The organism is Pseudomonas sp. (assembly GCF_030150285.1).
Taxonomy (GTDB): domain Bacteria; phylum Pseudomonadota; class Gammaproteobacteria; order Pseudomonadales; family Pseudomonadaceae; genus Aquipseudomonas.
Window position 1 is genome coordinate 1 of record NZ_JASLGE010000068.1, and the last position, 25,035, is coordinate 25,035.

24 protein-coding genes and 1 tRNA gene are annotated in these 25,035 nt (G+C 57.2%); 7 read left to right on the forward strand and 18 right to left on the reverse strand.

Translation table 11 applies throughout. From position 1 onward, the window contains the following. Both Q1W15_RS15170 and Q1W15_RS15175 read left to right on the forward strand, forming a co-directional pair. A partial coding sequence (locus tag Q1W15_RS15170; RefSeq protein WP_300729940.1) for a phospholipase D-like domain-containing protein occupies positions 1–754 on the forward strand: 754 nt, incomplete at its 5' end. After that, positions 751–1,893 (forward strand): T6SS immunity protein Tli4 family protein, encoded by a 1,143-nt coding sequence (locus Q1W15_RS15175; protein WP_300729942.1) that lies wholly within the window; start codon positions 751–753, stop codon positions 1,891–1,893. The genes Q1W15_RS15170 and Q1W15_RS15175, both read left to right, overlap by 4 nt. Positions 1,894–1,957: 64 nt before the next feature. On the opposite strand, the gene Q1W15_RS15180 is transcribed toward Q1W15_RS15175, so the two are convergent. Both Q1W15_RS15180 and Q1W15_RS15185 read right to left on the reverse strand, forming a co-directional pair. Further along, positions 1,958–2,995 (reverse strand): LLM class oxidoreductase, encoded by a 1,038-nt coding sequence (locus Q1W15_RS15180; RefSeq protein WP_300729944.1) that lies wholly within the window; start codon positions 2,993–2,995, stop codon positions 1,958–1,960. Between the two features lie 13 nt (positions 2,996–3,008). Further along, entirely contained in the window at positions 3,009–3,632 is a 624-nt protein-coding gene (locus tag Q1W15_RS15185) for a glutathione S-transferase family protein (RefSeq protein WP_300729946.1), read from the reverse strand. A gap of 175 nt (positions 3,633–3,807) precedes the next feature. On the opposite strand from Q1W15_RS15185, the gene gcvA reads away from it, so the two are divergent. Continuing rightward, on the forward strand, positions 3,808–4,698 hold the full coding sequence (gene gcvA / locus Q1W15_RS15190; RefSeq protein ID WP_300729948.1) for a transcriptional regulator GcvA: 891 nt from the start codon (positions 3,808–3,810) through the stop codon (positions 4,696–4,698). On the opposite strand, the gene Q1W15_RS15195 is transcribed toward gcvA, so the two are convergent. The 6 genes from Q1W15_RS15195 to Q1W15_RS15220 form a co-directional block, all read right to left on the reverse strand. After that, a complete protein-coding gene (locus Q1W15_RS15195) occupies positions 4,670–6,142 on the reverse strand; it encodes an MFS transporter (protein ID WP_300729950.1) in 1,473 nt (490 codons plus the stop codon). The two genes, gcvA and Q1W15_RS15195, sit on opposite strands and share 29 nt — an antisense overlap. A gap of 196 nt (positions 6,143–6,338) precedes the next feature. Continuing rightward, positions 6,339–7,103 (reverse strand): amino acid ABC transporter ATP-binding protein, encoded by a 765-nt coding sequence (locus Q1W15_RS15200; RefSeq protein WP_300729953.1) that lies wholly within the window; start codon positions 7,101–7,103, stop codon positions 6,339–6,341. Positions 7,104–7,115: 12 nt separating this feature from the next. Then, positions 7,116–8,213, reverse strand: a complete 1,098-nt coding sequence (locus Q1W15_RS15205; protein ID WP_300729956.1) for an amino acid ABC transporter permease — start codon at positions 8,211–8,213, stop codon at positions 7,116–7,118. A 10-nt stretch (positions 8,214–8,223) separates the two neighbouring features. Further along, a complete protein-coding gene (locus tag Q1W15_RS15210; RefSeq protein ID WP_300729958.1) occupies positions 8,224–9,405 on the reverse strand; it encodes an amino acid ABC transporter permease in 1,182 nt (393 codons plus the stop codon). A gap of 71 nt (positions 9,406–9,476) precedes the next feature. Beyond that, positions 9,477–10,508: an amino acid ABC transporter substrate-binding protein gene (locus tag Q1W15_RS15215; protein WP_300729960.1), complete on the reverse strand. Its 1,032-nt coding sequence runs from the start codon at positions 10,506–10,508 to the stop codon at positions 9,477–9,479. 150 nt (positions 10,509–10,658) lie between these two features. Further along, the gene (locus Q1W15_RS15220; RefSeq protein WP_300729962.1) at positions 10,659–12,770 is read right to left on the reverse strand and encodes an FAD-dependent oxidoreductase; all 2,112 of its coding nucleotides are present in this window, start codon (positions 12,768–12,770) and stop codon (positions 10,659–10,661) included. A gap of 470 nt (positions 12,771–13,240) precedes the next feature. Here Q1W15_RS15220 and Q1W15_RS15225 point away from each other — a divergent pair, with 470 nt between their 5' ends. Then, complete coding sequence (locus Q1W15_RS15225; protein ID WP_300729964.1) at positions 13,241–14,056, forward strand: helix-turn-helix transcriptional regulator; 816 nt, start codon at positions 13,241–13,243, stop codon at positions 14,054–14,056. 200 nt (positions 14,057–14,256) lie between these two features. Here Q1W15_RS15225 and Q1W15_RS15230 read toward each other — a convergent pair whose 3' ends face one another. Both Q1W15_RS15230 and Q1W15_RS15235 read right to left on the reverse strand, forming a co-directional pair. After that, the gene (locus Q1W15_RS15230) at positions 14,257–14,925 is read right to left on the reverse strand and encodes a T3SS effector cysteine hydrolase SpvD family protein (RefSeq protein ID WP_300729966.1); all 669 of its coding nucleotides are present in this window, start codon (positions 14,923–14,925) and stop codon (positions 14,257–14,259) included. A gap of 402 nt (positions 14,926–15,327) precedes the next feature. After that, positions 15,328–15,417, reverse strand: a tRNA-Ser gene (locus Q1W15_RS15235). A gap of 310 nt (positions 15,418–15,727) precedes the next feature. Between Q1W15_RS15235 and Q1W15_RS15240 the strand changes: the two genes are divergently transcribed. From Q1W15_RS15240 to Q1W15_RS15250, 3 genes are all read left to right on the forward strand, one after another. Next, complete coding sequence (locus tag Q1W15_RS15240; RefSeq protein WP_300729968.1) at positions 15,728–16,417, forward strand: crotonase/enoyl-CoA hydratase family protein; 690 nt, start codon at positions 15,728–15,730, stop codon at positions 16,415–16,417. A 225-nt stretch (positions 16,418–16,642) separates the two neighbouring features. After that, on the forward strand, positions 16,643–17,365 hold the full coding sequence (locus Q1W15_RS15245) for a 1-acyl-sn-glycerol-3-phosphate acyltransferase (protein ID WP_300729970.1): 723 nt from the start codon (positions 16,643–16,645) through the stop codon (positions 17,363–17,365). A gap of 139 nt (positions 17,366–17,504) precedes the next feature. Further along, on the forward strand, positions 17,505–18,476 hold the full coding sequence (locus tag Q1W15_RS15250) for a magnesium and cobalt transport protein CorA (protein ID WP_300729974.1): 972 nt from the start codon (positions 17,505–17,507) through the stop codon (positions 18,474–18,476). A 41-nt stretch (positions 18,477–18,517) separates the two neighbouring features. Here the strand turns inward: Q1W15_RS15250 and Q1W15_RS15255 are convergent, their stop codons facing one another. From Q1W15_RS15255 to Q1W15_RS15290, 8 genes are all read right to left on the reverse strand, one after another. Beyond that, the gene (locus tag Q1W15_RS15255; protein ID WP_300729975.1) at positions 18,518–19,246 is read right to left on the reverse strand and encodes an amidotransferase; all 729 of its coding nucleotides are present in this window, start codon (positions 19,244–19,246) and stop codon (positions 18,518–18,520) included. A gap of 704 nt (positions 19,247–19,950) precedes the next feature. Continuing rightward, on the reverse strand, positions 19,951–20,292 hold the full coding sequence (locus Q1W15_RS15260; protein ID WP_300729977.1) for a ribonuclease E inhibitor RraB: 342 nt from the start codon (positions 20,290–20,292) through the stop codon (positions 19,951–19,953). A gap of 267 nt (positions 20,293–20,559) precedes the next feature. After that, positions 20,560–21,168, reverse strand: a complete 609-nt coding sequence (locus Q1W15_RS15265; protein ID WP_300729980.1) for an START domain-containing protein — start codon at positions 21,166–21,168, stop codon at positions 20,560–20,562. A 47-nt stretch (positions 21,169–21,215) separates the two neighbouring features. Beyond that, positions 21,216–21,470, reverse strand: a complete 255-nt coding sequence (locus Q1W15_RS15270; RefSeq protein ID WP_300729982.1) for a YkgJ family cysteine cluster protein — start codon at positions 21,468–21,470, stop codon at positions 21,216–21,218. 157 nt (positions 21,471–21,627) lie between these two features. Next, on the reverse strand, positions 21,628–22,101 hold the full coding sequence (locus tag Q1W15_RS15275) for a translation initiation factor 2 (RefSeq protein WP_300729984.1): 474 nt from the start codon (positions 22,099–22,101) through the stop codon (positions 21,628–21,630). Between the two features lie 106 nt (positions 22,102–22,207). After that, positions 22,208–23,647 (reverse strand): PLP-dependent aminotransferase family protein, encoded by a 1,440-nt coding sequence (locus Q1W15_RS15280; RefSeq protein WP_300729986.1) that lies wholly within the window; start codon positions 23,645–23,647, stop codon positions 22,208–22,210. A gap of 190 nt (positions 23,648–23,837) precedes the next feature. Continuing rightward, positions 23,838–24,653 carry an OmpA family protein gene (locus Q1W15_RS15285; RefSeq protein WP_300729988.1) on the reverse strand — a complete coding sequence of 272 codons (816 nt, stop codon included), beginning with the start codon at positions 24,651–24,653 and terminating at the stop codon, positions 23,838–23,840. Beyond that, entirely contained in the window at positions 24,650–25,006 is a 357-nt protein-coding gene (locus tag Q1W15_RS15290; RefSeq protein WP_300729990.1) for a DUF4398 domain-containing protein, read from the reverse strand. The genes Q1W15_RS15285 and Q1W15_RS15290 overlap by 4 nt, the downstream gene beginning before the upstream one ends. Between the last annotated feature and the right edge of the window lie 29 nt (positions 25,007–25,035).

Genomic DNA, 25,035 nt, shown 5'->3' on the forward strand with positions numbered 1-25,035 from the left:
GACTGAACAAATCTACGTGCACAGTAAACTGATGATTATCGATGACCGCTTTGCACTGATTGGCAGCGCCAATATCAATGACCGTAGTTTGCTCGGTGACCGCGATTCTGAACTGGCAGTGTTGGTGATGGATTTGGAGTCGACACGCAAAGACTTTCTGGGCAATGGCCACCCTCAGCCAACGCGAGCCTTTGCTCATGAATTACGTAAAGGGATTTGGAACAAGTTATTTGGCATCAGTAGTGGTGTACGTCCGGCTGACGAATTGAAGGAGGCTATTGATAAACCTGGGCATCCGGATAGTTGGAGAGCCATACAGGCGGTGGCTAAACGTAACAGTGAACACTATGAGGCGGTGTTTAAGTTTATTCCGAGAAGTATTTATTCCAGTGATAGACATGGCATTTACCCTGCATCAATTTGGCCAACAATAAATACCACCATCAAAGAAGGTGAGCAACGAAACATCGATACAAAAAGAGTAAAAAAAGACCTCATGCCCTTTGAGGCGGAGTTCTGGAGGACACCGCAGTATGAGGCTATCGCCCTCCAACGTTTGAACCAAATATCCGGTTTCATCACTGCCTATCCGATCAGGTGGACAGAAGTTGAGGATAACAATATGAAGTTTCACCATGCGTTAATGACGCAGGCTACTCCTGCGGAGCCTGCAATCAGCGAGTCGCTAAGTGCCCCGCAAACGGAAAAGCAAATCGCAGCTCTGACAAAAAACAACCCGGATCTCCCTGTATGAAACTTTTAAAAAAAACCATTCTGGCCTGCTTTATAGGGGGCTTTTCTTTTGCGCTTCAAGCAAAGACACCTGCAATTCCTGATGACTGGAAGACCGAGTGCGTGGGGTATTTTCAGATTAGTCTCCCTGGGGAGATCGAAGTAGGCGTTGTGCAAAGTGATCCAGATCCGAGCAAAGGCACCCACAACCTTCAAAATCAGGTCAATCACTTCTTTGCAGATTCATTTTATACCGGCGGAATCCGCACGTCCTCAGAGCTTCCTGAAAGGAGCTTTTCAAGAATAAATAATGTGAAACCTAAAGAAATAGAAGAACTCAAGGGAATGGTAGCCGAGGACGCCCCTATAGATACCCCGGAATATAAAACTGATGACAATACACTAATTTACACCCTACAAGATAAGTCCGGAGCTACAGCTTCAACATTTATCTATCAGGCGGGGAGAATCTATTTTTTTCGTACGTCAGAAGATGAGCTACCAGTTGCCGGTGCCGCAGCCAAGGTTAAATCCAGACAAGCTAACTTCCTGCAAAATTTTCGCCCCCGCGCCCTCTACGAAGTTCCGCAGGAAAAAGGGTTTTGCATGCCCTACGGCTTTGTTAAGGACGACAGCCCCCAAAAACGAAGCATGGGCACCATCATGCGACTGAAAGATCACCCTGACGTCAGAATCCTTTTCCGGGATCAAAGTGCATCCTTTATGAAAAGTTACTCAGGAGAAGAAAATCCAACCGTTGAAAAGGAACTTCGTGCGTTTTGGGAGCGTCCCGATTGGGATGGCGTGAACTACCAAGCCCTCGGCTTTCGTAAGTTCCCCTCAGTCCAAATGGGCGGCTACAAAGGCCAATCGACTTTTGTCGAAATAACCCGATCCACACGCTCCAAAGGCCAATGCACTTGGGACGACCAATACTTCTCCAAAGCCGAGAAAAAAGAAGCGGGCTGTTTGCCGCAAACGAAGGACTACGGCTATATCGCCTATGTCAAAGGCGACCCTGATGCCAAGGAAGACACGCCCAACCTACTGCTCTACGTGATGCAAGACTCGGAAGACGCGCCTGACGGCAAGCCAACTATTGGCAAGGACGAGCTTCGCAAGATGGCCGATACCATCGCTGCATCCATCAAGCGCCGTTGAGTTCACAAGAGTGCTGCACACATCAGTCGGCCGCGCATTGGCCAGGCGCTGAAGGTTATCTCGCTCACCAGCGCGCGGCCACGGCGGGCACTTGCGGGTGCGTGGGGAAGTGCGGCAACACCTCACGGGCCAGTTCTTCAATCACGTCGTCAACGGGCCGTTCCGAGAACTGGATGCCCAGCGCGGCATGGTTGACGCCGGCCGCCTGCCACTCTTGCAAAAGGGCAATCAGGCCTTTGCGCCCGGTTCGCAGTACGTAGCCGCCACGCAATGGCGTGCGCGGGTGGTCGGGGTCGTCCACCAGGTCCAGCCATTCGTTGGTCATATGTGGCCGGAAGCCACCTCCGGGAATCCGCGCGCGCCAGGCGCGGATTTTTTCAGCCAGGCGCTGCGGCCCCAAGGGTGTATGCGTGGCATCCGGGTAAGTCAGCCAACCATCCGCCTGCTCCGCGATCCAGTCGAGTGACTGCCCCGACGAACCAGTGACGATCAGCGGAATCGAGCCCGTGACCGGTTTGGGCAGCAACTGCGCCCCGCTCACGTGCCCCAGCGGCGAGTCAATCGCCAGCGTGCCGGGCTGCATAAGCTGGCGAAGGTACGCCACCGACTGCGCAAACCGCTCGCCGCGCGCCCCATGATCAAGCCCATACGCCGGGAATTCGATGGGCCGGTCACCCGAAGCCATGCCCAGTACCAAGCGACCGCCCGACAGTTGGTCAAGGGTGGTGGCCGCTTTGGCCAGGTCGATCGGGTGGCGCAGCGATGCAATGGCGCTCCCCGTCACCAGCGCCACCTTCTGCGTGCGGGCCGCAAGAAAGGCCAGGTAAGTGAAGGGGTCGAACACCTGCCCGGCATCGCCAAACGCGGGGTCGAACAACGGCACATCGCGCACCCACACCGCCGCAAAGTCGTGGCGGTCAATCGTCGCCACCCGCTCCGTTTGCCCGGCCAGCACGCCCATGTCGCCTTCGTAAAAGCGCAACGGCAGGAAAAGACCCAGGGTCAGGCGGTCGGGCGCGAACATGCGCCGATAACCCGGATGAGCCTGGAATGCGGAAAACGATGCCCCGTTGGTGAGCGGGGCGGTAAATGACGTGTTCATCGGGTCAACCTCCTTATGCGCCGGTCGCCGGGGCTGGCAGTGTGATGCCTTTGCGCACGGCGGGCCGCTGCGCTACACGCTCATGCCAGGCGCTCAGGTGGGGGTGGCTGCTGAAATCAAAGCCGATGATGCGGGCGATATGCGTCCAGCCAAAGTGCGCAATGTCGGCAATGGAGTACTCATCCCCGGCCAGGTAGGTTTGCCGGGCAAGGTGAGCATCCAGCACCGCGAACACGTCCTGCGTCAGGCCACGGTAACGTTCGATGGCCGCCGGGAGGTGTGCCTGAGCGAATAACTCGAAATACACCCGCTGCCCGATGATGGGGCCAACGCTGGAGGCATGGAACTGCAGCCACTTGATCGCCTCCCAGCGCGCTACGGGCTCCTGAGGCAGTAACCGGCCGGTTTTTTCAGCCAGGTAGAGCAGGATGGCAGCAGATTCAAACAGCGTAATGCCGGTTTCAGTGTCGCAAATGACCGGGATGCGGCCATGGGGGTTCAAGGCCAGAAAGTCCGGGTGGCGGTGTTCCCCCTCGTCGATGCGCACATGATGCAGGCGGTAAGGCAGCGCCAGTTCTTCCAGGGCAATGGTTGCCTTGAAGCCATTGGGCGAACTGTCGGTGTAGAGGTCAATCATGGTGCGACTCCCAAACATGCGATTTGCCGGTGCCGCCCGCCAGGGCATGGCGACACGCAGTTACTTTAGGTTGACTGCACTGACTCAGTGTTCCTAAACCTGTGCCATGATGGCCATCGCAGCTGGAAATCAGAAACGATCCTTTTTGCTACCCACCTTTAGAAAAACTAAACCCATGACCCTGTCTCTCCCTCTGCAAGCCTTGCGCACTTTCGTCGAAGTCGGTCAGCGCGGCAGCATCAAGGCCGCCGCGCAAGCCTTGCATGTCACCTCCGGGGCCGTCAGCCAGCAGATTCGCTTGCTCGAAGACCGGCTCGGGATGGCGCTCTTCACGCGGCACAGGCAAGGTGTGCGCCTCACCGAAGCGGGGGCTCGCGTTCACCCCCTGTTGCTCGAAGCCTTTGCGCAAATCGACACGGCCGTGAGCACGCTGCACACCCTCAAAGACCGCCAAACCCTCACGGTCAGTACCGTCGCCACGTTTGCCGCCTCTTGGCTGGTACCGCGCCTGGGGCGTTTCAACCAGTTGCACCCGCACATTGAGGTGCGCGTTGAGGCCACGTCTAATCTGGTGGACTTACGCCACGACCGCGTCGATGTGGCGCTGCGGCACGGGCTGGGCAATTACCCCGGCCTGGACGTCACCCCCCTGATGGCCCCGGTGCTGGTGCCGGTAGCCAGCCCGGGCCTGGTTGCAGGCGGTGGCCCGCTCAAGCAGCCGCAAGACTGCCTGGCCTACCCGCTTTTGCACGATAGCGATCGCGCCGACTGGCCGCTGTGGTTCACGGCACAAGGCGCGGCCGAAGACCCGCGGGCCGAGCGCGGCACCGCCTTCGAAGATGATTACCTGTTGATCCGGGCCGCCGTTGCCGGCCAAGGGCTGGCCCTGGTGCCGCAGCAATACGCACGCGAGGAAATGGCCGCAGGGCGCTTGGTGCAGGTGCTCGACCTGCCCTGGCCAGCGCGTTTTGCCTATTACCTGGTGACCCTGCCAGACGCCCGACAACGCCCGCAAGTGCAAGCCTTTGCAGAATGGATCAAGCAAGAGGCGCAGGCGTCGGCCTGACTTGCGTTCTTGCCAGCATCAGCAACAACAGGCACACCAGCAAGGCCGCGATCAGGTTGTAGCGCATGCCCGCCACAAAGGCCGAGGCATAGTGCTCCGCTTGCGCAACGGTGCCATCGGCGGCGGCGAGCGCCGCACTGAACAGGATGCCCACCACCGCCACACCCAGCGCCGCCCCCACCTGCTGCACGGTCGAGATCACCCCGGCGGCCATGCCCGCCCGGCTTTCATCGACAAACCCCAGTACCAGGTTCAGCAACGGGGTCATGATCAAGCCTTGACCGGCACCGACCACGATCAGCACAGGGATCAACTGCGCAGGCAGCAAATGCGCACCCGCCTGTTGAACCTGTGCAATCAGCCCGCCGAGCGAAATGGCATACACCAGCGCGCCCGCGCCAATGGCCCGCGTTCCCCATCGCGCCACCAGCCGGGGAGCAGCCAGTGACGCAAGGATAAAGCCGACGCTGCAAGGCGCGAAAATGCTGCCCGCCACAAAGGGGTCGAGCCCCAGCCCGGTCTGTACGAGCAATGCAAAACACAGAAAGAACGAGCTGGAGGTGGAGTAAATCAGCAAGACCAGCACGGCACCCAGGGCAAAGCGCCGTTGTGCCAATAAACGCATGTCCACCAACGGCAGCTCACCGGCCACCCGCCGCTGCTCCTGCTGGCGATAGAACAGCGCCAGCAGCACCAGCGCGAGCGCAAGCGAAGCAAAACTCCAGAGCGGCCAACCTCGTCCCGGGCCCTCGATCAGCGGCACCAGCAGCAGTGCCAACCCGACGCTGACCAGCGCCACACCCGGCCAGTCCAGAGCCGGGCGCTGCGGCGCACGGGATTCAGGAATACAGCCAGCAGCGGCGATGGCGAACACGCCCACCGGGAGGTTGATCAGAAAGATCGTGCGCCAGCCCAGGCCGAACAGGTCCGCCTGCACCAGCCAGCCGCCCAGCACTTGGCCCGCAATGGCCGCCAGGCCCAGCGTCATGCCCAGCAAGCCAAAGGCACGGCGGCTGTCAGCCCCGGCGAAATTGACGCGAATCGAAGCGTAAACCTGGGGGAACAGCAACGCAGCCGCCAACCCCTGCAGTACCCGTGCAGCGACCAGAAAACCGGCACTGGGTGCCAGCCCGCACAGCGCCGAAGCCAGGGTGAAGGCCGCCATGCCCACCACGAACAGACGGCGCCGCCCGAACAGATCCCCCAGCCGGCCCCCGGTGATCAACAGCACGCCAAACGCCAGCTCATAGCCCGCCACAATAAAGCCAATCTGCGCGAAGCTGGCTGCCAAGCCCGCCTGCATAGCGGGAATGGCGACATTGACCACGAACAGGTCGAAGATCGTGACGAAACCCGCCACAAGCAGCACGCCCAAACCGAGCCAGGGCGGGCTATGGGCCGCTTGCTCCGGAGGGGTTGTGGAAGAGGCGCAAGAGGCGTTCATCGTGTGTATCCAAGGTTGAGTTCGATGCAGTCTCAGCTCCCTCTTAAACAATTACAATTTAACCATTTATGCTATTACTAAAAGTAACGAGATCCCGTCCGCTATCACGGCCGCGCCCATCAGCGCCGCATGACGCGGTACTGATAGGGTATTCGGCAAGAAAGCAGCACACGCCTGCGCGTGCTGCGTGCAGGGGTTAATGCAAGATTTGGCTCAGAAACAGTTGAGTACGGTCGTTCTGCGGGTTGTCGAAGAAGTCATTCGGGGCTGCCTGTTCAACGATTTCGCCCTTGTCCATAAAGATCACCCGGTCGGCCACGGTTCGCGCAAAGCCCATTTCATGGGTCACGCAGAGCATGGTCATGCCGTCTTCGGCCAGGCCGATCATGGTATCCAGCACCTCTTTGACCATTTCCGGGTCAAGCGCCGAGGTGGGCTCGTCGAACAGCATGATTTTGGGTTTCATGCACAGAGCACGGGCAATCGCCACCCGCTGCTGCTGACCGCCGGACAGTTGCCCCGGGTACTTGTAAGCCTGTTCCGGAATACGCACCCGCTCCAGGTAATGCATGGCGATTTCTTCGGCCTGACGCTTGGGCAGGTTGCGCACCCACATGGGTGCCAGCGTGCAGTTTTGCAGGATGGTCAGGTGTGGGAACAGGTTGAAGTGCTGAAACACCATGCCGACTTCACGGCGCACGGTTTCGATCTGCTTGAGGTCGTGGGTCAGCTCAACCCCGTCAACCACAATGCGCCCTTGTTGGTGTTCTTCCAAGCGGTTGAGGCAGCGAATGGTGGTCGATTTGCCCGAGCCCGATGGGCCGCACAATACGATGCGCTCGCCCGCCTGTACATTCAGGTTGATGTCCTTGAGTACATGGAACTGGCTGTACCACTTGTTGACGCCCTGCATCTGAATGATGCCGTCGGGAGTCGCTGTGTGTTGGATAGCTTCACTCATTTCACACTCCTGTTAACGCTTGTGGCCAGTGTCGAGCTTGCGTTCCAAGTGCATGGAATAGCGCGACATACCAAAACAGAACATCCAGAACACCAGGGCGGCGAACACATAGCCTTCGGTGGCCATGCCCAGCCATTTGGGGTCGGCGGCGGCTTGTTTAACGCTGTTGAGCAGGTCAAACAGGCCGATGATGATCACCAGGCTGGTGTCCTTGAACAGCGCAATAAACGTGTTGACGATGCCGGGAATCACCAGCTTCAAGGCTTGCGGCAAAATCACCAGGCCCATGCTGCGCCAATACCCCAGCCCCATTGCGGCGGCAGCTTCGTACTGGCCCTTGGGAATGGCCTGCAAACCACCGCGTACCACTTCAGCCACGTACGCGGACTGGAACAGAATCACCCCGATCAAGGCCCGCAGCAGCTTGTCGAAGTTCATGCCCTCGGGCAGGAACAGCGGCAGCATGACCGAGGACATAAACAGCACGGTGATCAGCGGCACGCCGCGCCAGAACTCGATAAACGTGACGCACACCACACGAATGGCCGGCATGTCCGAGCGCCTGCCCAGCGCCAGCAGGATGCCCAGTGGCAAGGCCCCCGCGATGCCCACCGTGGCAATCACCAAGGTCAGCATCAGGCCGCCCCACTGGCTGGTCGCCACGGTGGCCAGGCCCCAGTAGCCGCCGTGCAACAAGCTGAACGCCAGCACTGGGTACACCAGCACAAAGGCCGCCCCATGGAGTGCCTTGTGCTTGAAGCGCGAGAGAAACAAAGGTGCCGCACCTATCACCGCCAGCCACACCGTGAGGTCTACGCGCCAGCGCAGTTCCTGCGGGTAATAGCCATACATGAACTGGCCCCAGCGCTGCTGGACAAACACCCAACAGGCACCCTCTCGGGTGCAGTCAGCCCGGGTGGTGCCCACCCAGTTGGCGTCCAGAAGTGCCCACTGCAAGAGGGGCGGCACCACAAGGTAGATCAGGTAGAACGCAAACAATGTCAGCAGGGTATTCAGCCAATTGGAGAACAGATTGGCGCGCATCCAGGCCATCGGCCCGAACACGGTCCCCGGCGGCGGCATGTCCGGTTTGAACGTATGCGTAGTCATGGGCATTGGCTCATCGTTCGATCAGCGCAAGGCGCTTGTTGTACAGGTTCATCAGCAAGGAAATGCTGATGCTGATCGTCAGGTACACGCTCATGGTGATCGCAATGACTTCGATCGCCTGGCCGGTCTGGTTGAGCACCGTGCCGGCAAACAACGACACCATTTCCGGGTAACCGATACCGGCAGCCAGCGAGGAGTTTTTCGCCAGGTTCAGGTATTGGCTGGTCAGTGGCGGAATGATCACGCGCAGGGCTTGCGGGATGATCACCTTGCGCAGCACCGGCCCCGGGCGCAGGCCCAACGAACGCGCCGCTTCGGTCTGGCCATGGCTGACAGACTGAATGCCCGAACGCACGATTTCGGCAATAAACGCCGCCGTGTAAACGCTAAGCGCCAAGGTCAGCGCCAGCAGTTCGGGGATCAGCACCCAGCCACCGACAAAGTTGAAGCCGGCCAGTGTCGGCTTCTCCCAATGCACTGGCGCGCCAAACAACAGAAAGCTCAGTGCCGGAATCACGAGCAACAGCGCAAGCCCCGCCCAGAAGGTGTGAAACATCACACCGGTGGCTTCAAAGCGCTGAGTCGCCCAGTGCTTCATCAACACGATGGCCATGATTGCCATCACCAGGCTGATAGCGAACGCCTGTAACCCGTCAGCGGCCGCTGCGGCCGGCAGGTTCAGGCCACGGCTGCTGATAAAAAAAGTGTCCCACAGGTTATGGCTGTTACGCGGCCCCGGCAGGGTCAGGAACACCGCGAAGTACCAGAACAGGATTTGCAGCAACGGCGCAATATTGCGGAACACCTCCACGTACACGGTGGCCAGCTTATTGATGATCCAGTTCGGCGACAGCCGCGCCACGCCGATGATAAAACCCAGAATCGTCGCCAGCACGACCCCGATCACCGTCACCAGCAGGGTATTGAGCAAACCGATCACGAACACCCGGTAATAGCTGTCCGACTCGACATAGGGGATCAGGTGCTGAGCAATACCAAAACCGGCACTTTGCTCAAGAAAGTCAAAACCCGAGGTAATGCCTCGGTGTGCAAGGTTGGCCTGGGTGTTGCTGAACAGATACCCACCCAACGCGACTACCGCCACAATCGTGATGATCTGAAATAACCACGCACGCACTTTAGGGTCGTTGAAGCTGAGCGCCCGCTTGGGTGCGCCTGTTTGAATGTGCATGAAATGCCCCGAAAAAATGAAACAGGACGTCACCCGGCAGATGGCCCACCGGGTGACCGAACAACCCGCGATCAGCGCACGGGCGGTGCGTATTGAATGCCGCCGTTATTCCACAACGCGTTCAGGCCGCGGTCGATTTCCAGCGGGGTACTCTTGCCCAGGTTTTTCTCGAAGATTTCGCCGTAGTTGCCCACTTGCTTGACGATCTGTACGACCCAGTCCTTGCGCAGTTTGAGGTCTTTTCCGTATTCGCCGTCAGTCCCCAGCAAGCGGGCAACGTCAGGGTTTTTGGTGGTCTTGGCTTGCGCTTCAACGTTCGCGGAGGTGATGCCCGCCTCTTCAGCACTGAGCAGCGCGTAGCCCACCCAACGCACGATGGCCAGCCATTCGTCGTCGCCGTTTCGCACCACCGGGCCCAGCGGCTCCTTCGAAATGGTTTCTGGCAACACGACGAAGTCGTTCGGCGAAGCCAGTTTGCTGCGCTGTGCGTAGAGTTGGGATTTGTCAGAGGTCAACACGTCACAACGACCGGACTCCAGCGCCTTGGCGCTTTCATCGGACGTATCGAACGTTATCGGGGTGTACTTCAAGCCGTTGGCGCGAAAATAGTCGGAAACGTTCAGCTCAGTCGTCGTGCCCGCCTGAATGCAGAGGGTGGCACCGTTCAGTCCCTTGGCACTTTTAACCCCCAGCCCAGTGTTCACCAGAAAGCCGACACCATCGTAGTACGTGATGAAGCCCGGAAACTTAAGGCCCATGCCCGCATCGCGGGAACTGGTCATGGTGGTGTTGCGCGACAGGATGTCGATTTCGCCCGACTGAAGCGCCGTGAAACGCTCTTTGGCATTCAACTGGCTGAACTTGACCTGGGTCGCATCACCGAAAACCGCTGCTGCCACAGCGCGGCACACGTCTGCGTCAATCCCGATGATTTTGCCTTTGGCATCCGGAACGGAGAACCCCGGCAACCCATCGGAGACACCACATTGAATAAACCCTTTTTTCTGAATGGTATCCAGTGTGGCACCTGCCAAAGCACCGGTACTCACACTCAATGCGCACGTGAGAGAAAGTGCACCCCAAACACGTTTAGAGAGATTCATTGTTTCACCTCAAGTTGTTTGTTTATCGTTGTTGTTTTTATTGGAATATCGAATGCCTTAATGTTTCGGCGGGCACCCGAACACCTGCCAGTTTTATGCAGCCATCGGCCTCATACCTTCATTGCAAAATGAATCGGTGAATACCTGAACTCAGGCGCTATTTAACTTTAAGTAGTGGCCCGAGACCGCCGGCCCTCGGGCTTTAATTATTTCCTGAACTAAAGAAGCCCACACTAATCCTTGGGTAGTGCCCCCGGCATAAGTACCTCCGGCCACAATCTGGTTGTAGGCCGAACAATGAACAATCGACAGCCCATCCGCCGTACCCGGCCGGGCGCACTCGATCACTTGCAAGTTGCCACACTCAATCGCCCTGCAATAAGACTTCGGGAAGTGCAGGGAAATAGCCCCCAGGCAGGCCGCCAGCGTCTGTTCCTTGAACGCGGGTGTCGAATCGGGTGGAACCTGCCCGCCCGAAACAAGAATGCAGTCGCCGTCCAGGCGGCAATTCATGACACCGACGGGCAGGTCGTAATGCAGCTTGAGCCCGCGCACCCCGGTGCCCTCGTCCTCCACAGCGGGCAGCGTGAAGAACCAGCCGATGATCGCTATCGCCTGCGGCTCATCGACCCCCATGGCCGTAATCACGAAGTGCTCTCTGCTCAGTTCGCCAATGTGAGCCCGGCTCAGAAGCTGGGGCACGAACTGAACACCGGCGCGCTGCAAGAGCACCTTTAGCCCCTCCATGACCTTTAGAAACTCCAGATCGTAACCCGACACCTCGATCGCCTGACACAGCCCGGGCACGCCATACCGCGCCTGAAGTGCCTGCTGGCTGAGGTGCACAAGCGCCCTGCCCGGCTTGCCGCTGGGCCAAGGCCTGTTTTCGATGGCGCGTTGCTCGCGGATCGCGGCCTCTACACCCGGGTCGCCGGCCCGGTAAGCGCGAACAATCGGCCCACGGGCGAAGGGGGCCAACGAGGGATTATCGGCCAAGAGCTTTTCAAACAGCTCGATACCGGCGCGATTGCACTCAACGGCCAACGACTGATTGGCGGGCAGCAGGTATTCGTTATGCAGCCGCTTTGCCGTCGTCTCCGTGGCTGACAGGTGGCGCATATTGACAGGCTTGTGACTGGCTCCATCGCTTTCCTGGTCGCCTCCGTACACCGTGACCTGGTAATTCGCCAGCCGGCACATCACGGCCTGGAGCAGGCCATTGATACCTCTGCCGATGATCGACACCCGGGGCGCACCGGCGCTGACGGGCTCAGAGGGGATCACCAGAGAGCGCCCCAGTGTGCGCCTGACCAGCCCCTGCAAGGCCGCCATGCTCAGTTGAACCGAGACGGCGTAGTCCAGGTCGCCATGGCAGGCGTCGGTGGTGGCGGCTTGGGTCGTCAGCGTCGCGGGCTTGCGCCACGTGGAAGGACTGCAGCCGAGCGCGTGGGTACGCGCCGCAAACGCCTGCAGGGTCGCGGGGCCGTAGTCCAGCACCAACTGAAGACCGTCAGCCCTGGCTAAAAACTGCAACGCATCATCACTGAATACATCCGGTTTTGACACGCAAACCACACGCGCCCGCCGGTGCAGGCACTGAATAAGGCGACGATCAATACGGTACGCGGAATCAGGCTTCAGAGATAAACAGACGGCCACAGCACAGGCCCCTTGCAGGGCTTGCGCCCAGTCCATGACCCATGACACTCGACTGTCGCGACAGGCCCCGGCCAAGTCCGCCTCTCGACCTGGCCGAACCAGCACCTTGATCCGCACGTGCGGGTCCTGATCAAGCAGCAACCGGACCAGTTCCTTGCCCACATGGCCGTCCCCCAGAACCGAAATATCACCTGGCAGCCCGCCATCGGCCTGCGTCAGCCAGTGTGCGATGTACGCCGCCACATGCGGCGCATTGACCCCAGGCGTATTGACCACCCGAATGTGGTTGGACTCGCACAGGTCCAACCGCACTTTATCCAGGCTCGTTCCCCGGCGAACCAGCAAGAGGTCCCCAAACGGGTGGGAGAGACGCCATTGCGCGATCACCTCTGCATCAATGGGCTGGTCGCCGACAATGATTGTGGAGGGGCGCACAAGCCCGATCTGAATCAGCAGCGTTTGCTTGGTCAAGGCCGGAGGAAGAAACACGACGTTATGGGGGGCATCGGTTTTCCAGCCTTTCGACACCGGTGCGATATGCAAAATATTGTCAGCGGTAGCAATCAGTGACGTGGCAACGGGCGGGACGCAAGAGAGGTTCATAGCGTTGTCTCCAACAATTCTGACCTGCCAATACCCCAAAGAGAGAAACGCAACACAATTGGGGCGTTACGAACATAGGTTTGAATGTTTGACGAGAGAAGCGGCCTTACTTGAAGAACGGCACCCTTGAAGCGCCGCACCCACACTTCAAGTGAACGTGAACTTGACGATAACAGCACTCACAACCCAGAGACTATTGAACTTTCGCATCTTCAAATCCTTATTGTTCTTATTAAATACATTCTTTGGCGACACAGACAACGCTATCAGGAACTAGAAGTTAGATCTGTAGGACGCTTCCTAAATTTCTAAAATAATTTGAGTAGCGCTCTCTCCAAACACTGCGTCGACCTGCGTACGCATAAACACATGTTCAAAGCCTTGCGTTTAAAGCCCGATCATTCTCGCCCTTCGCTTAAGCTGTTATAATTTATCCGTTTATACTATTACTCAATGCCTTGAGATAAACCATGCGAACCCTGGAACGAACACGCCCCGACCTTGCCGCCTTTTTGCGGGCGCACCGCGAGCGGCTGTCGCCTGCCGACGCAGGTCTGCCCAGCGGTAACCGCCGCCGAACTCCCGGGCTTCGCCGTGAGGAGGTCGCCGCACTCGCAGGCGTCGGCCTGACCTGGTACACCTGGCTGGAACAGGGCCGTGATATCGGGGTTTCGGCCGCGTTCCTGGACAACCTGGCGCGCGTGCTGAAACTCGATGCCGCCGAGCGGCGGCACCTGTTTCTGCTGGCCCACGAACGGCCACCCGCCGAACCGGGCAAGACCTGGTGCGTGCTGCCGCCACGGGTGCGGCGCTTGATGCATGACCTGCCGCACCCGGCCTTTGTGCTCAACCTGCGCTGGGATGTACTGGGCTTCAATGCCCTCGCGGATACGCTTTTTGCCTTTGGCTCACACGCACCCGAGCGGCGCAACCTGCTCTGGCTGCTCTTCACCGACCCCACCCTGCGCGAGCGCATGGCCGCCTGGGAGGAGCAAGCACCGCTGATGCTGTCGAGCTTTCGCCGCGATTTCGCCCGCGCCACCCAACAAGCCGATATTCACGCACTGGTGGACGAGCTGGAACGCGTGTCGCCGGAGTTCAAGACCTGGTGGCGCAGGCATGACGTTCACGCGCCCTGCAACGGCGTGCGCACACTGATCATCGACGGTAAAGCCGAACCGTATGAGCACACCTCGCTCACCATCGACGAAGACCGCCACCTGCGGCTGGTGGTGTACGCCAGGCCGCCGGTTCAGCCCTTGGTATACAGCGGGGAAAGCCTGTAGATACGAGCTTGCTCGTGATACGAGTGCTTCAATACGAGTGGAGAGAGCGTGCCGGGGCGGGAGCCCCGCAGGTCAATGAACCGTGGGAGGCGTTGGGGTTACCGAACGGTGCGGGAAGATGATTCAGGAAAAATGATTGAACCACCCAATAATTCAAATACGCTGCGAAATTAACTGCATGTTCAAAGTGCGTTGCGTGTTCAATATTTTCCAGCCCCACTGTTCTCTCCAATCGAACGGACCGTAAAGGAGGCCGATGGCGAAAAATAACGCTCGAACGATTCCATTACCGGGATTGTATTGGAAGTTTTCCAAGCATCCAGATATTGAACGAAGGGTTTATTCGACGAATCCAGTAATACAACAGCATTAAAGTCATGCCCAGACTCACCCACCAAAGGCACTGTATAACCTTCTGAACTTACAATGCACGACCTGTCTCCATTCACCTCATATCTTCTAAGAACCTCCTTGCTGACTTCGCCAAGCGTACCAAATGAATAGGAAGGGCCAAGTACCTTACCAAAAATCACCTGATCAACCACCTCCGCCTCCAACCCGATGTGAGGGGAAGCCGTATTTTCGGCCCGAAGAATATTGGCATTGTTTTCTATATTGAAATGAACGCTTGCCGCCAGCAACACACAATTACCCGAATAATGCACATACGTATAATTTACAAAATCGGCAATAGCTTTAAGTTCGCCCATCTTAAGTTCCTTTGGCAAAGGAGCAGGGCGCGAATCAATATGCAGCGAATCTTTAACTCTCTGATAGTCCAACGTTTCATTTTCTAAAATTTTTCGACCCACAAATTGAGCAACCAAATCCCAACTACCACTTCTCGCCTGCTCTCCAAAAACCTTCATACCGGGCCTCTACTTAATGGGCACTTTCGACAGTGAGATAAATTCTAACTTACCGGAAATACGCAACGTCAACGGAGGCCCGTTTCAACATATTACGGAGTAGCCCTAAACATCTGAACACTGAACACCTGTAAAACCCGACAGTGCCATTGCGCATGCGGGGCCTGACGTTACACGCCTTCAACGCTGCCTTTCGCACGCCTGAAACCACCCAGGACACCCATGTACACATGCCCGCCAGCACGATACGCCCGAGGCTGAAAAAACCCATTTGCGAGCACAACACGGGAGATCACCCGCCCGTATTCCCATGGGTGTTCCCATATCACCTTTTTTCAGACGCCAGAAACCACAAACCCCCGACTTTCTCCAGGAAAATCAGGGGTTTGTGTTTACTTAATGTGGCGGTGAAGGAGAGATTCGAACTCTCGATACAATTTCTTGTATACACACTTTCCAGGCGTGCTCCTTAAGCCACTCGGACACTTCACCGTATCTCTTCAAACATGTTCTGTCTGTCGAGGCGCGCTAATGTAGTCGAAAGCTTTCGATATGACAAATGTTTTTTTCAGAATTTTCATGCGCTTACAGGATCCGCTATGGATGGCACGCGCTCCTGGCGGGTATTTCTGCCATTCTCCGGTCACCACGGGGTGTCTGCTGGTGGGGCCCACAGCCCATACGGCGGCCTTCTCTCGATAAGAGCAGGCCAATAGCCCTGACTTACCGGTCAGCCACAGTGCTTTACCTGCGCAGTAGGGCTGGGTAACGTCTGCTCCACTTCAATACAAGGAATTGCGCCATGAGTGACTTGATCTCTTATCACCTGGAAGACGGTATCGCCACCCTGACCTTGAGCAATGGCAAGGTGAACGCTATTTCTCCGGACGTGATTTCGGCGTTTAACGCGGCGCTGGATCAGGCCGAACAGGATCGTGCGGTCGTTATCATTACCGGCCAACCCGGCATTCTGTCGGGCGGCTATGACTTGAAAGTAATGACCGCCGGCCCTGAGCAAGCCATTGAACTGGTTCGTCAGGGCTCTACTCTGGCCCGCCGCCTGTTGGCGCACCCCTTCCCGGTGGTGATTGCTTGCCCCGGTCATGCCGTGGCCAAAGGGGCGTTTCTGCTGTTGTCAGTGGATTACCGTATCGGTACCGAAGGGCCATTCAGCATTGGTTTGAACGAAGTGCAAATCGGCATGACCATGCACCATGCCGGTATTGAGCTGGCCCGTGACCGGTTGCGCAAGTCGGCGTTCCACCGTTCGGTGATCAACGGTGAGATGTTTAATCCTGTCAGTGCGGTCGATGCCGGTTTTCTGGACGTCGTGGTCCCCGCAGAGGCGCTGCAAGCCACCGCGCTCGAAGCCGCCCGCCAACTGAAAAAGATCAATATGAAGGCGCACAAGAACACCAAGCTTAAAGTGCGCCAGGCACTGCTGGAGACGCTGGACAAGGCCATAGCGCTGGACCAGCACCACGCTGTGTAAAATCACCCGCTGACAGCAGTCCCGGCTGTGGCTACAACGGGGCTGCATGCACACAGCCACGTCCCCCCTCCCGATTCACCGCCGGCAATTGCCGCTGCCTTGCGGGTTAGCGCCCTGACCGAAACAAATACTTAAACATCAGCATTCCTTGGTGTTATCGGGCCAATTGCTGAACACAGTGTACAACCGTACACTGCGCGACCTTTCGTTTTCCCGAGCCAGTCAATGCTACTTTCGCTACGCATGGTCTTGTTGTGTCTGCACTTTCTCGTGGCGGGTGTTCTGGGTGTGCTGCTCGGTCTATGCCGCCCATTCAACCCGGATAACAGCCGGCTGTGCGCGCGCCTGTATGCCTGGCCTTCCCGGTGGATCCTGGGCTACACGTTGAAAGCTGAGGTCGACTCTCTGGTCGATAAGCCTCAGAGCTGTGTGATCATCGCCAACCATCAGTCCAACTATGACTTGTTTGTATTTGGCAACGTGGTGCCCCATCGCACTGTCTGCATCGGCAAAAAAAGCTTGAAATGGGTGCCGTTATTCGGCCAATTGTTCTGGCTTGGGGGCAATGTGCTGATTGATCGGGGCAATGCCAGAAAGGCCCGCCAATCCATGCTCACAACCACCCGTACTCTGCAAGAACAAGACACGTCGATCTGGGTTTTCCCGGAAGGCACGCGCAACCTTGGCAGCACGCTGCTGCCGTTCAAGAAGGGCGCGTTCCAAATGGCAATCACCGCGGGGGTCCCGATTGTGCCAGTGTGTGCCAGCACTTATATCCAGCACCTGAAACTCAACCGCCGGCACAACACTGCAATTCTCATTCGCTCTTTACCGGCCATCCCAACCGCTGGCCTGACGCTGGATGACCTGCCTGCCTTGGTAGAGCACTGCCGCGAACAGATGCGCGCCTGTATTGAGGCCATGGATCGTGAACTATCAGCCGCGTAGAACACACCCGTGCACGCGCTGGCAGAGCGTAATACGCGCGAGTCCAACCCGAATCCATGACCTGATCGACTCAAAGGGGGGATTGCAGGCTAAGCTGCATGTTCGTGCCTAACCCTTTGAAGAAGAAGCGATTAGAACTATGGGGAGAGTTGTTGCTGCCGCGGTTTATAGCGCGGGCAAGAAAGTCACCGATATCACACTGGACGAAGGCAGTGACTGGGCCGCAAAGCCCGGTCATTTTGTGTGGATAGGCCTGGAGCAACCCGACGCGCAGGAACTGGGCAACCTGCAACGCCAGTTCAATCTGCATGAGTTGGCCATTGAAGATGCGCTTGAACAACACAGTCGCCCCAAGCTCGAAACATTCGGCGATGCACTGTTTATCGTCATCTACTCACCCGTGCGCCATGACGGCCAACTGGAGTTTGTCGAAACCCATATATTTGCCGGCAATGGCTACATCATCACCAGCCGCAACGGGCATTCTGCTTCGTACAGGTCTGTACGTCAGCGCTGTGAAGCGCGGCCCCTGTTGCTGGATCACGGCGAGGATTTCGTTCTCTATGCCCTGCTCGACTTCGTGACCGAAAGCTACCAGCCGGTCAACGAGGCCATTCATGCTGAAATCGATGCCCTTGAAAAAAACATCATGGGCAAGTCGCTAAAAGAAGCCGACATTATCCACCTGCATGCCTTGCGTCGCGATGTGTTGCGATTGCGGCGCTATGTCGCGCCGATGGTGGAGATCAGTGAAGAGCTGCAACGCCTGACTTTTCCGTTTATCGACAAGAACATGCGCCCCTATTTTCGCGATGTGCAAATTCATGTCACTCGGCAGATGGAAGACCTTTCTACCCTGCGCGATATCGCCAGCCAGACAATCGAAGTAGTTGTGCTGTTGGAGTCTTCGCGGCAAAGCGCGGTGCAACGCAAATTTGCAGCCTGGGCGGCCATTCTGGCTTTTCCTACGGCTGTGGCGGGCATATACGGGATGAACTTTCAGAATATGCCAGAACTGAGCTGGCATTATGGCTACTACGGCGTGCTGGGGTTTATTGCCGTGGGCGTGACCGGCTTATGGGCCAGCTTTAAACGCTCTGGCTGGCTGTAGCTGTACGGGCGTGCGCACCTTGGCATGCACGCCCAGGGCGTTTAAACGGCGTCAGCCTGAGGCTTGTGCGCGACAAAACGCATCATCCATTCGGCAACCGTCTGACCATGATGACCTTTCTCAAGGCTGGCAATGCCTGCGTTGTAGATCTGCTCCCCCAGATGCTCCTGGCGCAGATCCAGCAAAGCTCGCGAGTAATCGTGAATAAACTCGGGGTGCCCCTGGAAGCACAGCACTTGATCATTGATGTGGTACGCCGCAAACGGGCAGAAATCGCTGGATGCAATCACGGTGGCGTTTTCCGGCAGCGCCGTCACCTGATCCTGATGACTGATCAGCAGCGTCAGTTCTTCCACAGCCGGACTCATCCAGGGTGCCTTGGCTGCCAGTTTATAGTGATGGGTACCCACGCCCCACCCCTGGGTCGCGCGCTCAGTTTTGCCGCCCAACAACAACGCCAGCAACTGATGACCAAAGCAAACGCCGATCAACTTGTCGCCCCGCTCATAGCGCGTCAGCAAATAACGCTTGAGGGTTTCGATCCACGGGTCGGTACCAAATGAGTCGGCCTTGCTGCCCGTGACCAAATAAGCATCGTAAACCTGGTCATCAGACGGGTAGTCACCGTTCATCACGTTGAAGACCGTGAACTCAGCAGCAACAGGCTGCTCAGAGAACAGGCGTTTGAACATCTGGCCGTAGCCTTGGTATTGATCAATAAACTCTGGCCGTAAAATATCGGTTTCCAGAATGCAGATGTGTAGCGACATAAAAGTACCTGGCACGATAAAGGCTAAATGAGAGTAGCTGCTCAACAGAGCCTGCCTCGAAACGGTATTTCAAGGCAAGTACTCCACGCGAGGCCGTTTTGTTGATGCGCGTTACCCAGGCTTTCGTCAGACAAATGACGCCTGAATAATGCGCCCTGACGAACGGTAGGGGGCTAAGAATCTACGCGCCTCACCAGCCAATGGCGTCTAGCTATGGCCTGACAGGGCAGGTTTAAAATGCCTAATAACTTTTTAGAAACAAATCCTGCTTTAGTGATTTGAAATGGTTCTAAGCCATGTGTCATGGGGCTCTAAGGTTAAGCCTATCGGTAGGGGGGCGCTTTAAAAGGGGCCATGCCCTCGCCGTAGGTTGCTGTCGTTCAGGAATAACAACAATAGGCAGATCGCCATGTTCAAACAATCGAAAGTACGCCAAGCAGGACTCATCCTCTTTGCCACCACCTTGCTGCTGATCCTGCCTAACTTAACCAAGGTCATTGGTTAAATGCGCAGCCATCCGCACGGGTCGCCACGTCAGGTTTTAACTATCAACGACATAGTCAGAGGCGATTTCACTCTCAGACCTCATCGGCACAGACTTGCCGCTATTGTCGAACTTCCCTTTAGCCACCCACCCGGGTGGTTTTTTTTGCCTGCAAAAAAAGGCCAGCCCGAGGGCCAGCCGTTATCCCTGTAACACTTGGTCAGTTCAGCAGGCCTCGTACCTCCTGCTTCACCCCCCACCCTTCAACAATGCCGCCCAGCGGTGCCACTACGGCTTCAAAGTCCTGCTCAAAATCACCGATGCCGCAGTAGGTGGCATACATCACTTTGCTCAATTCCAGATGGCATGCACCATCGTCGCGCACGTTGATCTGAGCGCTCAGGGACTCGCCGCAAAACTTTCCGGCAGCTCTGCGCGCCCGTTCCTCGTCAGGAAAGATGGCGTAAAACTCAATGGGATGGATACGTGAAAAGTCAAAACCGCCCTCTTTCATGCGGCGCAGCACATAGCTGCTGAGGTCTTCTTGATGGGCTGTGCTCATGAAACGTCCTCCTCGCAATGGATAGACATTCAGCGCTCCCAGTTGGCAACAGACGGCCATGAAAGGGAGTAATAAGCCTGTAGCGAACAAGATCAGAGCCCGTCGAATACTTCGCTGACTCGATTGAAGAGTAGCCTTGGTACGTCACACCTGCCAAGGGGGGATGAAATGAAATGTGAGAAAAATCAGCCTCGTTAAGGCGCTGTACAGGCTGCCTGGCACCCGGGCAGATGCGCTCCCCAGGGCCATGCCAACCCGGCTGACGGGTTACGGCTTCTCAGCACGCTCTTTAAGACCCTTCAGCGTATTGAACGGCGCATCCACCACAAACTTGTTGGCCACCCAGGAAGGAACGCTACCACCCGGTTCGGTGTGAACCTGATACGTCACTTCGGTCTCATTGGCACCCTTGGGCACGAGCGTCCAGAAACCCTCGACTTGAGCGACCCGCACATAGCCATTTTCGTCGGGAATGTAAGTGGGCTGCCCCTCAAGCTTGCGATGAATGCTGCCGTCGGCACCTTTGGTGGTAGTCACCAGCAAAACGGAGTCGCGAGGGGTGACGGGCCACGGCGTTTTGAACTGCGTGTAGGTCCAGCTTTTATCCCCCTCATGCTTGAGTAGTTTTTGCGATTGGCACTCATGAATCCAGGCGCAGGCACCCGCGACATCTTCCTGCAGACCCTGCACCCGGGCGATGGGTGCCTTGATAATCGCCGTGCCCTGATAGGCCTTGTACTGCGAGCCCGGCACATCACTCAACGACACCTTGATGCCGTCTTCATACTTGGCCACTTTCCAGTCTTCAGCGTGAGCGACGCCCGCCAACATCACACTCAAACTGCATGCTACTGCTACTCGATGCAACGAACCCATTGTCTTATTCCTTATTGTTGAAGGTCAGTTAACAGGACATGAACACACTAAGCCGCCGTCACTTGCTCCCACCAACCGATCAGATTAATGGCTTCTTCGCGGTCGCTGCCGCACACCTCGATGTCAGCCTGAAAGGCTGAGCACACAGGAGGCCGCTCAGGCCGGCCGAACAAGCCGCACAAGTAATCGACAGACAGATGCAAACAGCGTTCACCCGCGGGTTTCCCATTGGGCATGCCGGGCAGCGGCGTACTGATGGAGGGGGCTATACAACAAGCGCCACAGCCTTCACGGCAATTCATGACGTTAGCTCCTCATTCGGGGCAAAGTGCGTTAATGACAAGGAATAGTACTCGTTGGAACAGGTGTTTGAAATTGACCGTTCAGCAGAAAAGACCGTGACTGAACAGTCAGTTTTCAGCCTCGGTTTGGTGTCATCGAAAACAGAAGAGCCGCCGCTTATTGCTTGAACTCAAAGTCCAGCGCTGCGCCCTCGACCTCATTGCGCCGCGCCTCATTACGCAACTGCAGGCCCATCTCATTGCTCAGTAAACGCCCGTTCAACTGGAAGGGACTTTCTTCAGGCGTTTTTTCTTCAAACATGTTGGGCAATAACGGTTTGTGCTTGGGCATATCGATGGTGCCCAGCGGCCGCAACTGCCTGACCATTTCCGGGGGCAGGCTCAAGTCCAGCGAGACAGAGGGCAGGTGTTTCTGGGTGATCTGATGGCTCGAGGCCGATTTGGACACCGTGGCTGCACGCTTTTGTTCAGCAGCCTTCTTCGCACTGACGGAAGGCTTTACCGGGGAGCCAGGTGTGTGCGCAGGCGCAACGAGCGTAGCCTCCTGAGGCTGCGCAGCTGTCGCGTTGAACGCGCTGATCGTCGTTAACACACCCGCCAAGACAAGACCCACACAAAATTTAGCGTTCATAACTCCCACAGGGTTAACGGTTAAAGTGTAGATGCTGGCGCTTTAGCCACTTCGTGGCAAGGCTAAATGCATTGCTGTGTGCCACAACCACACAGCGCAAAAAGCATCAGTAAAGGCTCGCGGTCTCCTGGCACAGTTGGCTGGCAAGCATCCCCAGCGTCATCAATGCCCTGTCTGCTTCGCGGTTCCAGGGCGTGCCGCAGTTAAGCCGAATGCAATGATTGAACTGCTCGGTGTTACTGAAAATCAGCCCTGGGGCAATGCTGATCCCCTGCTGCAACGCCCGCACATGCAACTCTTGGGTGTTGACCCGACCTGGCAAACTGACCCACAAAATAAACCCGCCGCTGGGACGGGACATTTGCGTGCCTTCAGGGAAATACTGCTGAACCGCCAATTGAAATGCGCTCAGGTTTTTTCGGTATTCCTGCCGGATAAAACGCAGGTGGCGGTCATAGCCGCCGTTTTCAAGGTAAGCCGCCACCCCCATTTGCGTCACACTGCAGGCCGAGTGCGTAGTGAACGTCTGCAACCGCTGGATTTCCTGTTGGTACTTGCCCGCAATCATCCAGCCAATGCGCACGCCCGGCGACAAGGTTTTGGAAAAGCTTGAACAGTAGATCACCCGGTCCAGGCGGTCATAGGCCTTGAGCGCCTTGGTCCGGCCGACCTCGAACATCAGCTCGCCATAGATATCGTCCTCGACCACCTGAATATCGAAGTCGGATGCCAGGCGCAGCAACTGCTTTTGACGCTCCTCAGGCATGGTGCCGCCCAACGGGTTACTCAGGCGTGTGGTGAGCACCAATGCCTTGATCGACCATTGGTTGGCCGCCAGTTGCAACGCTTCAAGGCTCATGCCGGTGGCCGGATCACTGGGAATTTCAATCACCTTCAGGCCCAGCAGGTCTGCCAGTTGCAGCAGCCCGTAGTACGTTGGGGACTCGGCAGCAATCAAATCGCCAGGGCGCGTCAGCACCCGCAAAGACATTTGCAGCGCATCGACGCAGCCGTGGGTGATGATGACTTCCGACGGGTCAACCACCACACCGGCGTCGCGCATGCGAATGGCGACCTGGCGGCGCAAGGGCTCAAAACCCGGGCTGAACATATAGCTGAACGCCCGCGGGCTGTGGAACCGCGTGACCTTGGCCAATTGTTGATGCAGCGCCCGCACCGGCAAGTAGTCGACACTGGGCACCGCCGCTCCCAGTGGAAACACCCCTTCACGGCGCGACTCAACCAGCACTTGTTGAATGATACTGCTGCGCGTGACCAGCCCTGGCCGTTCGACCCGGGCGATATCCGGGGTGGGCGCAGTCAGTGCCGGTGTTTGGTGCACGTAATAACCGGACTGTGGCCGCGCCCGGATCAAGCCTTGATCCTCGAGGTTGGCGTAGGCCTGCAACACCGTGGCATGACTGACATTGAGCTGCGAACTCATTTTGCGCACCGACGGTACACGCTCACCCGGCTGATAGACGCCTCGGCGAATATCCTCAGCCAGTTGCTGAGCGATACGTTGGTAGAGCAAAAGGTTGGTCATGACGCAGCACTCAATGTTCAGGCATTATTTTTATGAAGAACGATACCGGAACAGTTTAGAAGTGTACGGGCACAGTTGTCACCCATCTGAGCCATACAGGGCGACTGCTGGTTTAACTGTATGGGTGCAGATGAGCACAAAAAAACCGTAGCCGCTGCCACAGGCAGCGACTGAAGACGGGCAACGGCTGTTAGCGAGAAGCGCCGAGCTGGCCTTTTTCGTCTGAAAAAACGATTTCAACGCGACGATTTTGGACACGGCCACGCTCGGTAGCATTCACGTCCACCGGGTACTGATCACCGTAGCCTTGCACCTGAATACGCTTCTCGTCGATCCCCAGATCGACCAGTACATCCGCCACTGCCTGGGCCCGCGCCAGCGACAACTTAAGGTTGTCGTCACGGGTTCCCGTGCTGTCCGTGTAGCCTTCAACCCGCACAACCCGCCCAGGGTTCAATTGCAGGAACTTCACCAGTTTGAGCACTGTACGGTTGGCGGAATTGGTCAAGTTCGCTTCGCCGGTGTCGAATAACACATCACCCAGCGTCATCACCAAGCCACGCTCCGTTTCAGTGGTGGCCAGATTGATGATTTGCTCTTCCAACCATTGACCTTGCTGCTGAACACTTAACAGTTTGGCCTCACGCAGGGCCAATTGCAGACGCTGACGTTCCAGTTCGAGTCGGGCGGCCCGCTCCTGATTAAGCACTTGTTGCGTATGCTCACGGGCGATCTCACTGTAACGCTGGCTCAAATAAGCGTAATGCAGCACATCATCACCGCTCCCCCAATACGACGACAAACGGTCGGCGCGAGCCAGAGACTCTCCGGCGCGAATCACATCCTTGGGCGCAATACGCAGCACGTTGCTGTCTTCTTTGACAGCCTGAAAGTCGGCATTGGCTTGCTGCAAGGCCGGCTCGCTGCCCGGGTGCCCGGCGCACCCGCCCAGGCTGAGCCCGGCACACACTACAACCGTTGTGAGAAATCCGTTCTTGAGGCTCATTGGGCCTCCGTCAATTGCTTGCGCAAGCGCATGATGCGGGTATTGAGCACATTCAGTTGTTCCTGGCTTTTTTGCGTAAGGACGCGAGCTTCAGCCAATCGCGCATCGAGTTCGGCCTGTTCGGCCTGTATACGGGCGTCCTTGTAAGAAGCACCAGCCATGTCTGCCTGAGCCCGGGCCAATTTGCTTTCAGCCAGTTTTAACTCGGCAAAATCATCTGCGTTCGCCCCAACCGCCCTGGCCTGCTCCAAAGCCTGCTCGGTCAAACGCAGTTGTACATTCGGCGCTGGATCGGCTGCACAACCCGCCAAAGCCAGTAAGGCCAGGGCAGCGAAAAGAGGTCGAATTGTCACTAAGCATTCCTACTGTGTTGGGGCGCTGA

Excerpts from the sequence above, each read along its gene's own strand:
- Q1W15_RS15205 (WP_300729956.1), bottom strand. The coding sequence starts at position 8,213 with ATGACTACGCATACGTTCAAACCGGACATGCCGCCGCCGGGGACCGTG.
- Q1W15_RS15225 (WP_300729964.1), top strand. The coding sequence starts at position 13,241 with ATGCGAACCCTGGAACGAACACGCCCCGACCTTGCCGCCTTTTTGCGG.
- Q1W15_RS15245 (WP_300729970.1), top strand. The coding sequence starts at position 16,643 with ATGCTACTTTCGCTACGCATGGTCTTGTTGTGTCTGCACTTTCTCGTG.
- Q1W15_RS15200 (WP_300729953.1), bottom strand. The coding sequence starts at position 7,103 with ATGAGTGAAGCTATCCAACACACAGCGACTCCCGACGGCATCATTCAG.
- Q1W15_RS15240 (WP_300729968.1), top strand. The coding sequence starts at position 15,728 with ATGAGTGACTTGATCTCTTATCACCTGGAAGACGGTATCGCCACCCTG.
- Q1W15_RS15270 (WP_300729982.1), bottom strand. The coding sequence starts at position 21,470 with ATGAATTGCCGTGAAGGCTGTGGCGCTTGTTGTATAGCCCCCTCCATC.
- Q1W15_RS15210 (WP_300729958.1), bottom strand. The coding sequence starts at position 9,405 with ATGCACATTCAAACAGGCGCACCCAAGCGGGCGCTCAGCTTCAACGAC.
- Q1W15_RS15275 (WP_300729984.1), bottom strand. The coding sequence starts at position 22,101 with ATGAACGCTAAATTTTGTGTGGGTCTTGTCTTGGCGGGTGTGTTAACG.
- Q1W15_RS15255 (WP_300729975.1), bottom strand. The coding sequence starts at position 19,246 with ATGTCGCTACACATCTGCATTCTGGAAACCGATATTTTACGGCCAGAG.
- Q1W15_RS15250 (WP_300729974.1), top strand. The coding sequence starts at position 17,505 with ATGGGGAGAGTTGTTGCTGCCGCGGTTTATAGCGCGGGCAAGAAAGTC.
- Q1W15_RS15180 (WP_300729944.1), bottom strand. The coding sequence starts at position 2,995 with ATGAACACGTCATTTACCGCCCCGCTCACCAACGGGGCATCGTTTTCC.
- Q1W15_RS15175 (WP_300729942.1), top strand. The coding sequence starts at position 751 with ATGAAACTTTTAAAAAAAACCATTCTGGCCTGCTTTATAGGGGGCTTT.
- gcvA (WP_300729948.1), top strand. The coding sequence starts at position 3,808 with ATGACCCTGTCTCTCCCTCTGCAAGCCTTGCGCACTTTCGTCGAAGTC.
- Q1W15_RS15220 (WP_300729962.1), bottom strand. The coding sequence starts at position 12,770 with ATGAACCTCTCTTGCGTCCCGCCCGTTGCCACGTCACTGATTGCTACC.
- Q1W15_RS15215 (WP_300729960.1), bottom strand. The coding sequence starts at position 10,508 with ATGAATCTCTCTAAACGTGTTTGGGGTGCACTTTCTCTCACGTGCGCA.
- Q1W15_RS15280 (WP_300729986.1), bottom strand. The coding sequence starts at position 23,647 with ATGACCAACCTTTTGCTCTACCAACGTATCGCTCAGCAACTGGCTGAG.
- Q1W15_RS15195 (WP_300729950.1), bottom strand. The coding sequence starts at position 6,142 with ATGAACGCCTCTTGCGCCTCTTCCACAACCCCTCCGGAGCAAGCGGCC.
- Q1W15_RS15230 (WP_300729966.1), bottom strand. The coding sequence starts at position 14,925 with ATGAAGGTTTTTGGAGAGCAGGCGAGAAGTGGTAGTTGGGATTTGGTT.
- Q1W15_RS15285 (WP_300729988.1), bottom strand. The coding sequence starts at position 24,653 with ATGAGCCTCAAGAACGGATTTCTCACAACGGTTGTAGTGTGTGCCGGG.
- Q1W15_RS15265 (WP_300729980.1), bottom strand. The coding sequence starts at position 21,168 with ATGGGTTCGTTGCATCGAGTAGCAGTAGCATGCAGTTTGAGTGTGATG.
- Q1W15_RS15185 (WP_300729946.1), bottom strand. The coding sequence starts at position 3,632 with ATGATTGACCTCTACACCGACAGTTCGCCCAATGGCTTCAAGGCAACC.
- Q1W15_RS15260 (WP_300729977.1), bottom strand. The coding sequence starts at position 20,292 with ATGAGCACAGCCCATCAAGAAGACCTCAGCAGCTATGTGCTGCGCCGC.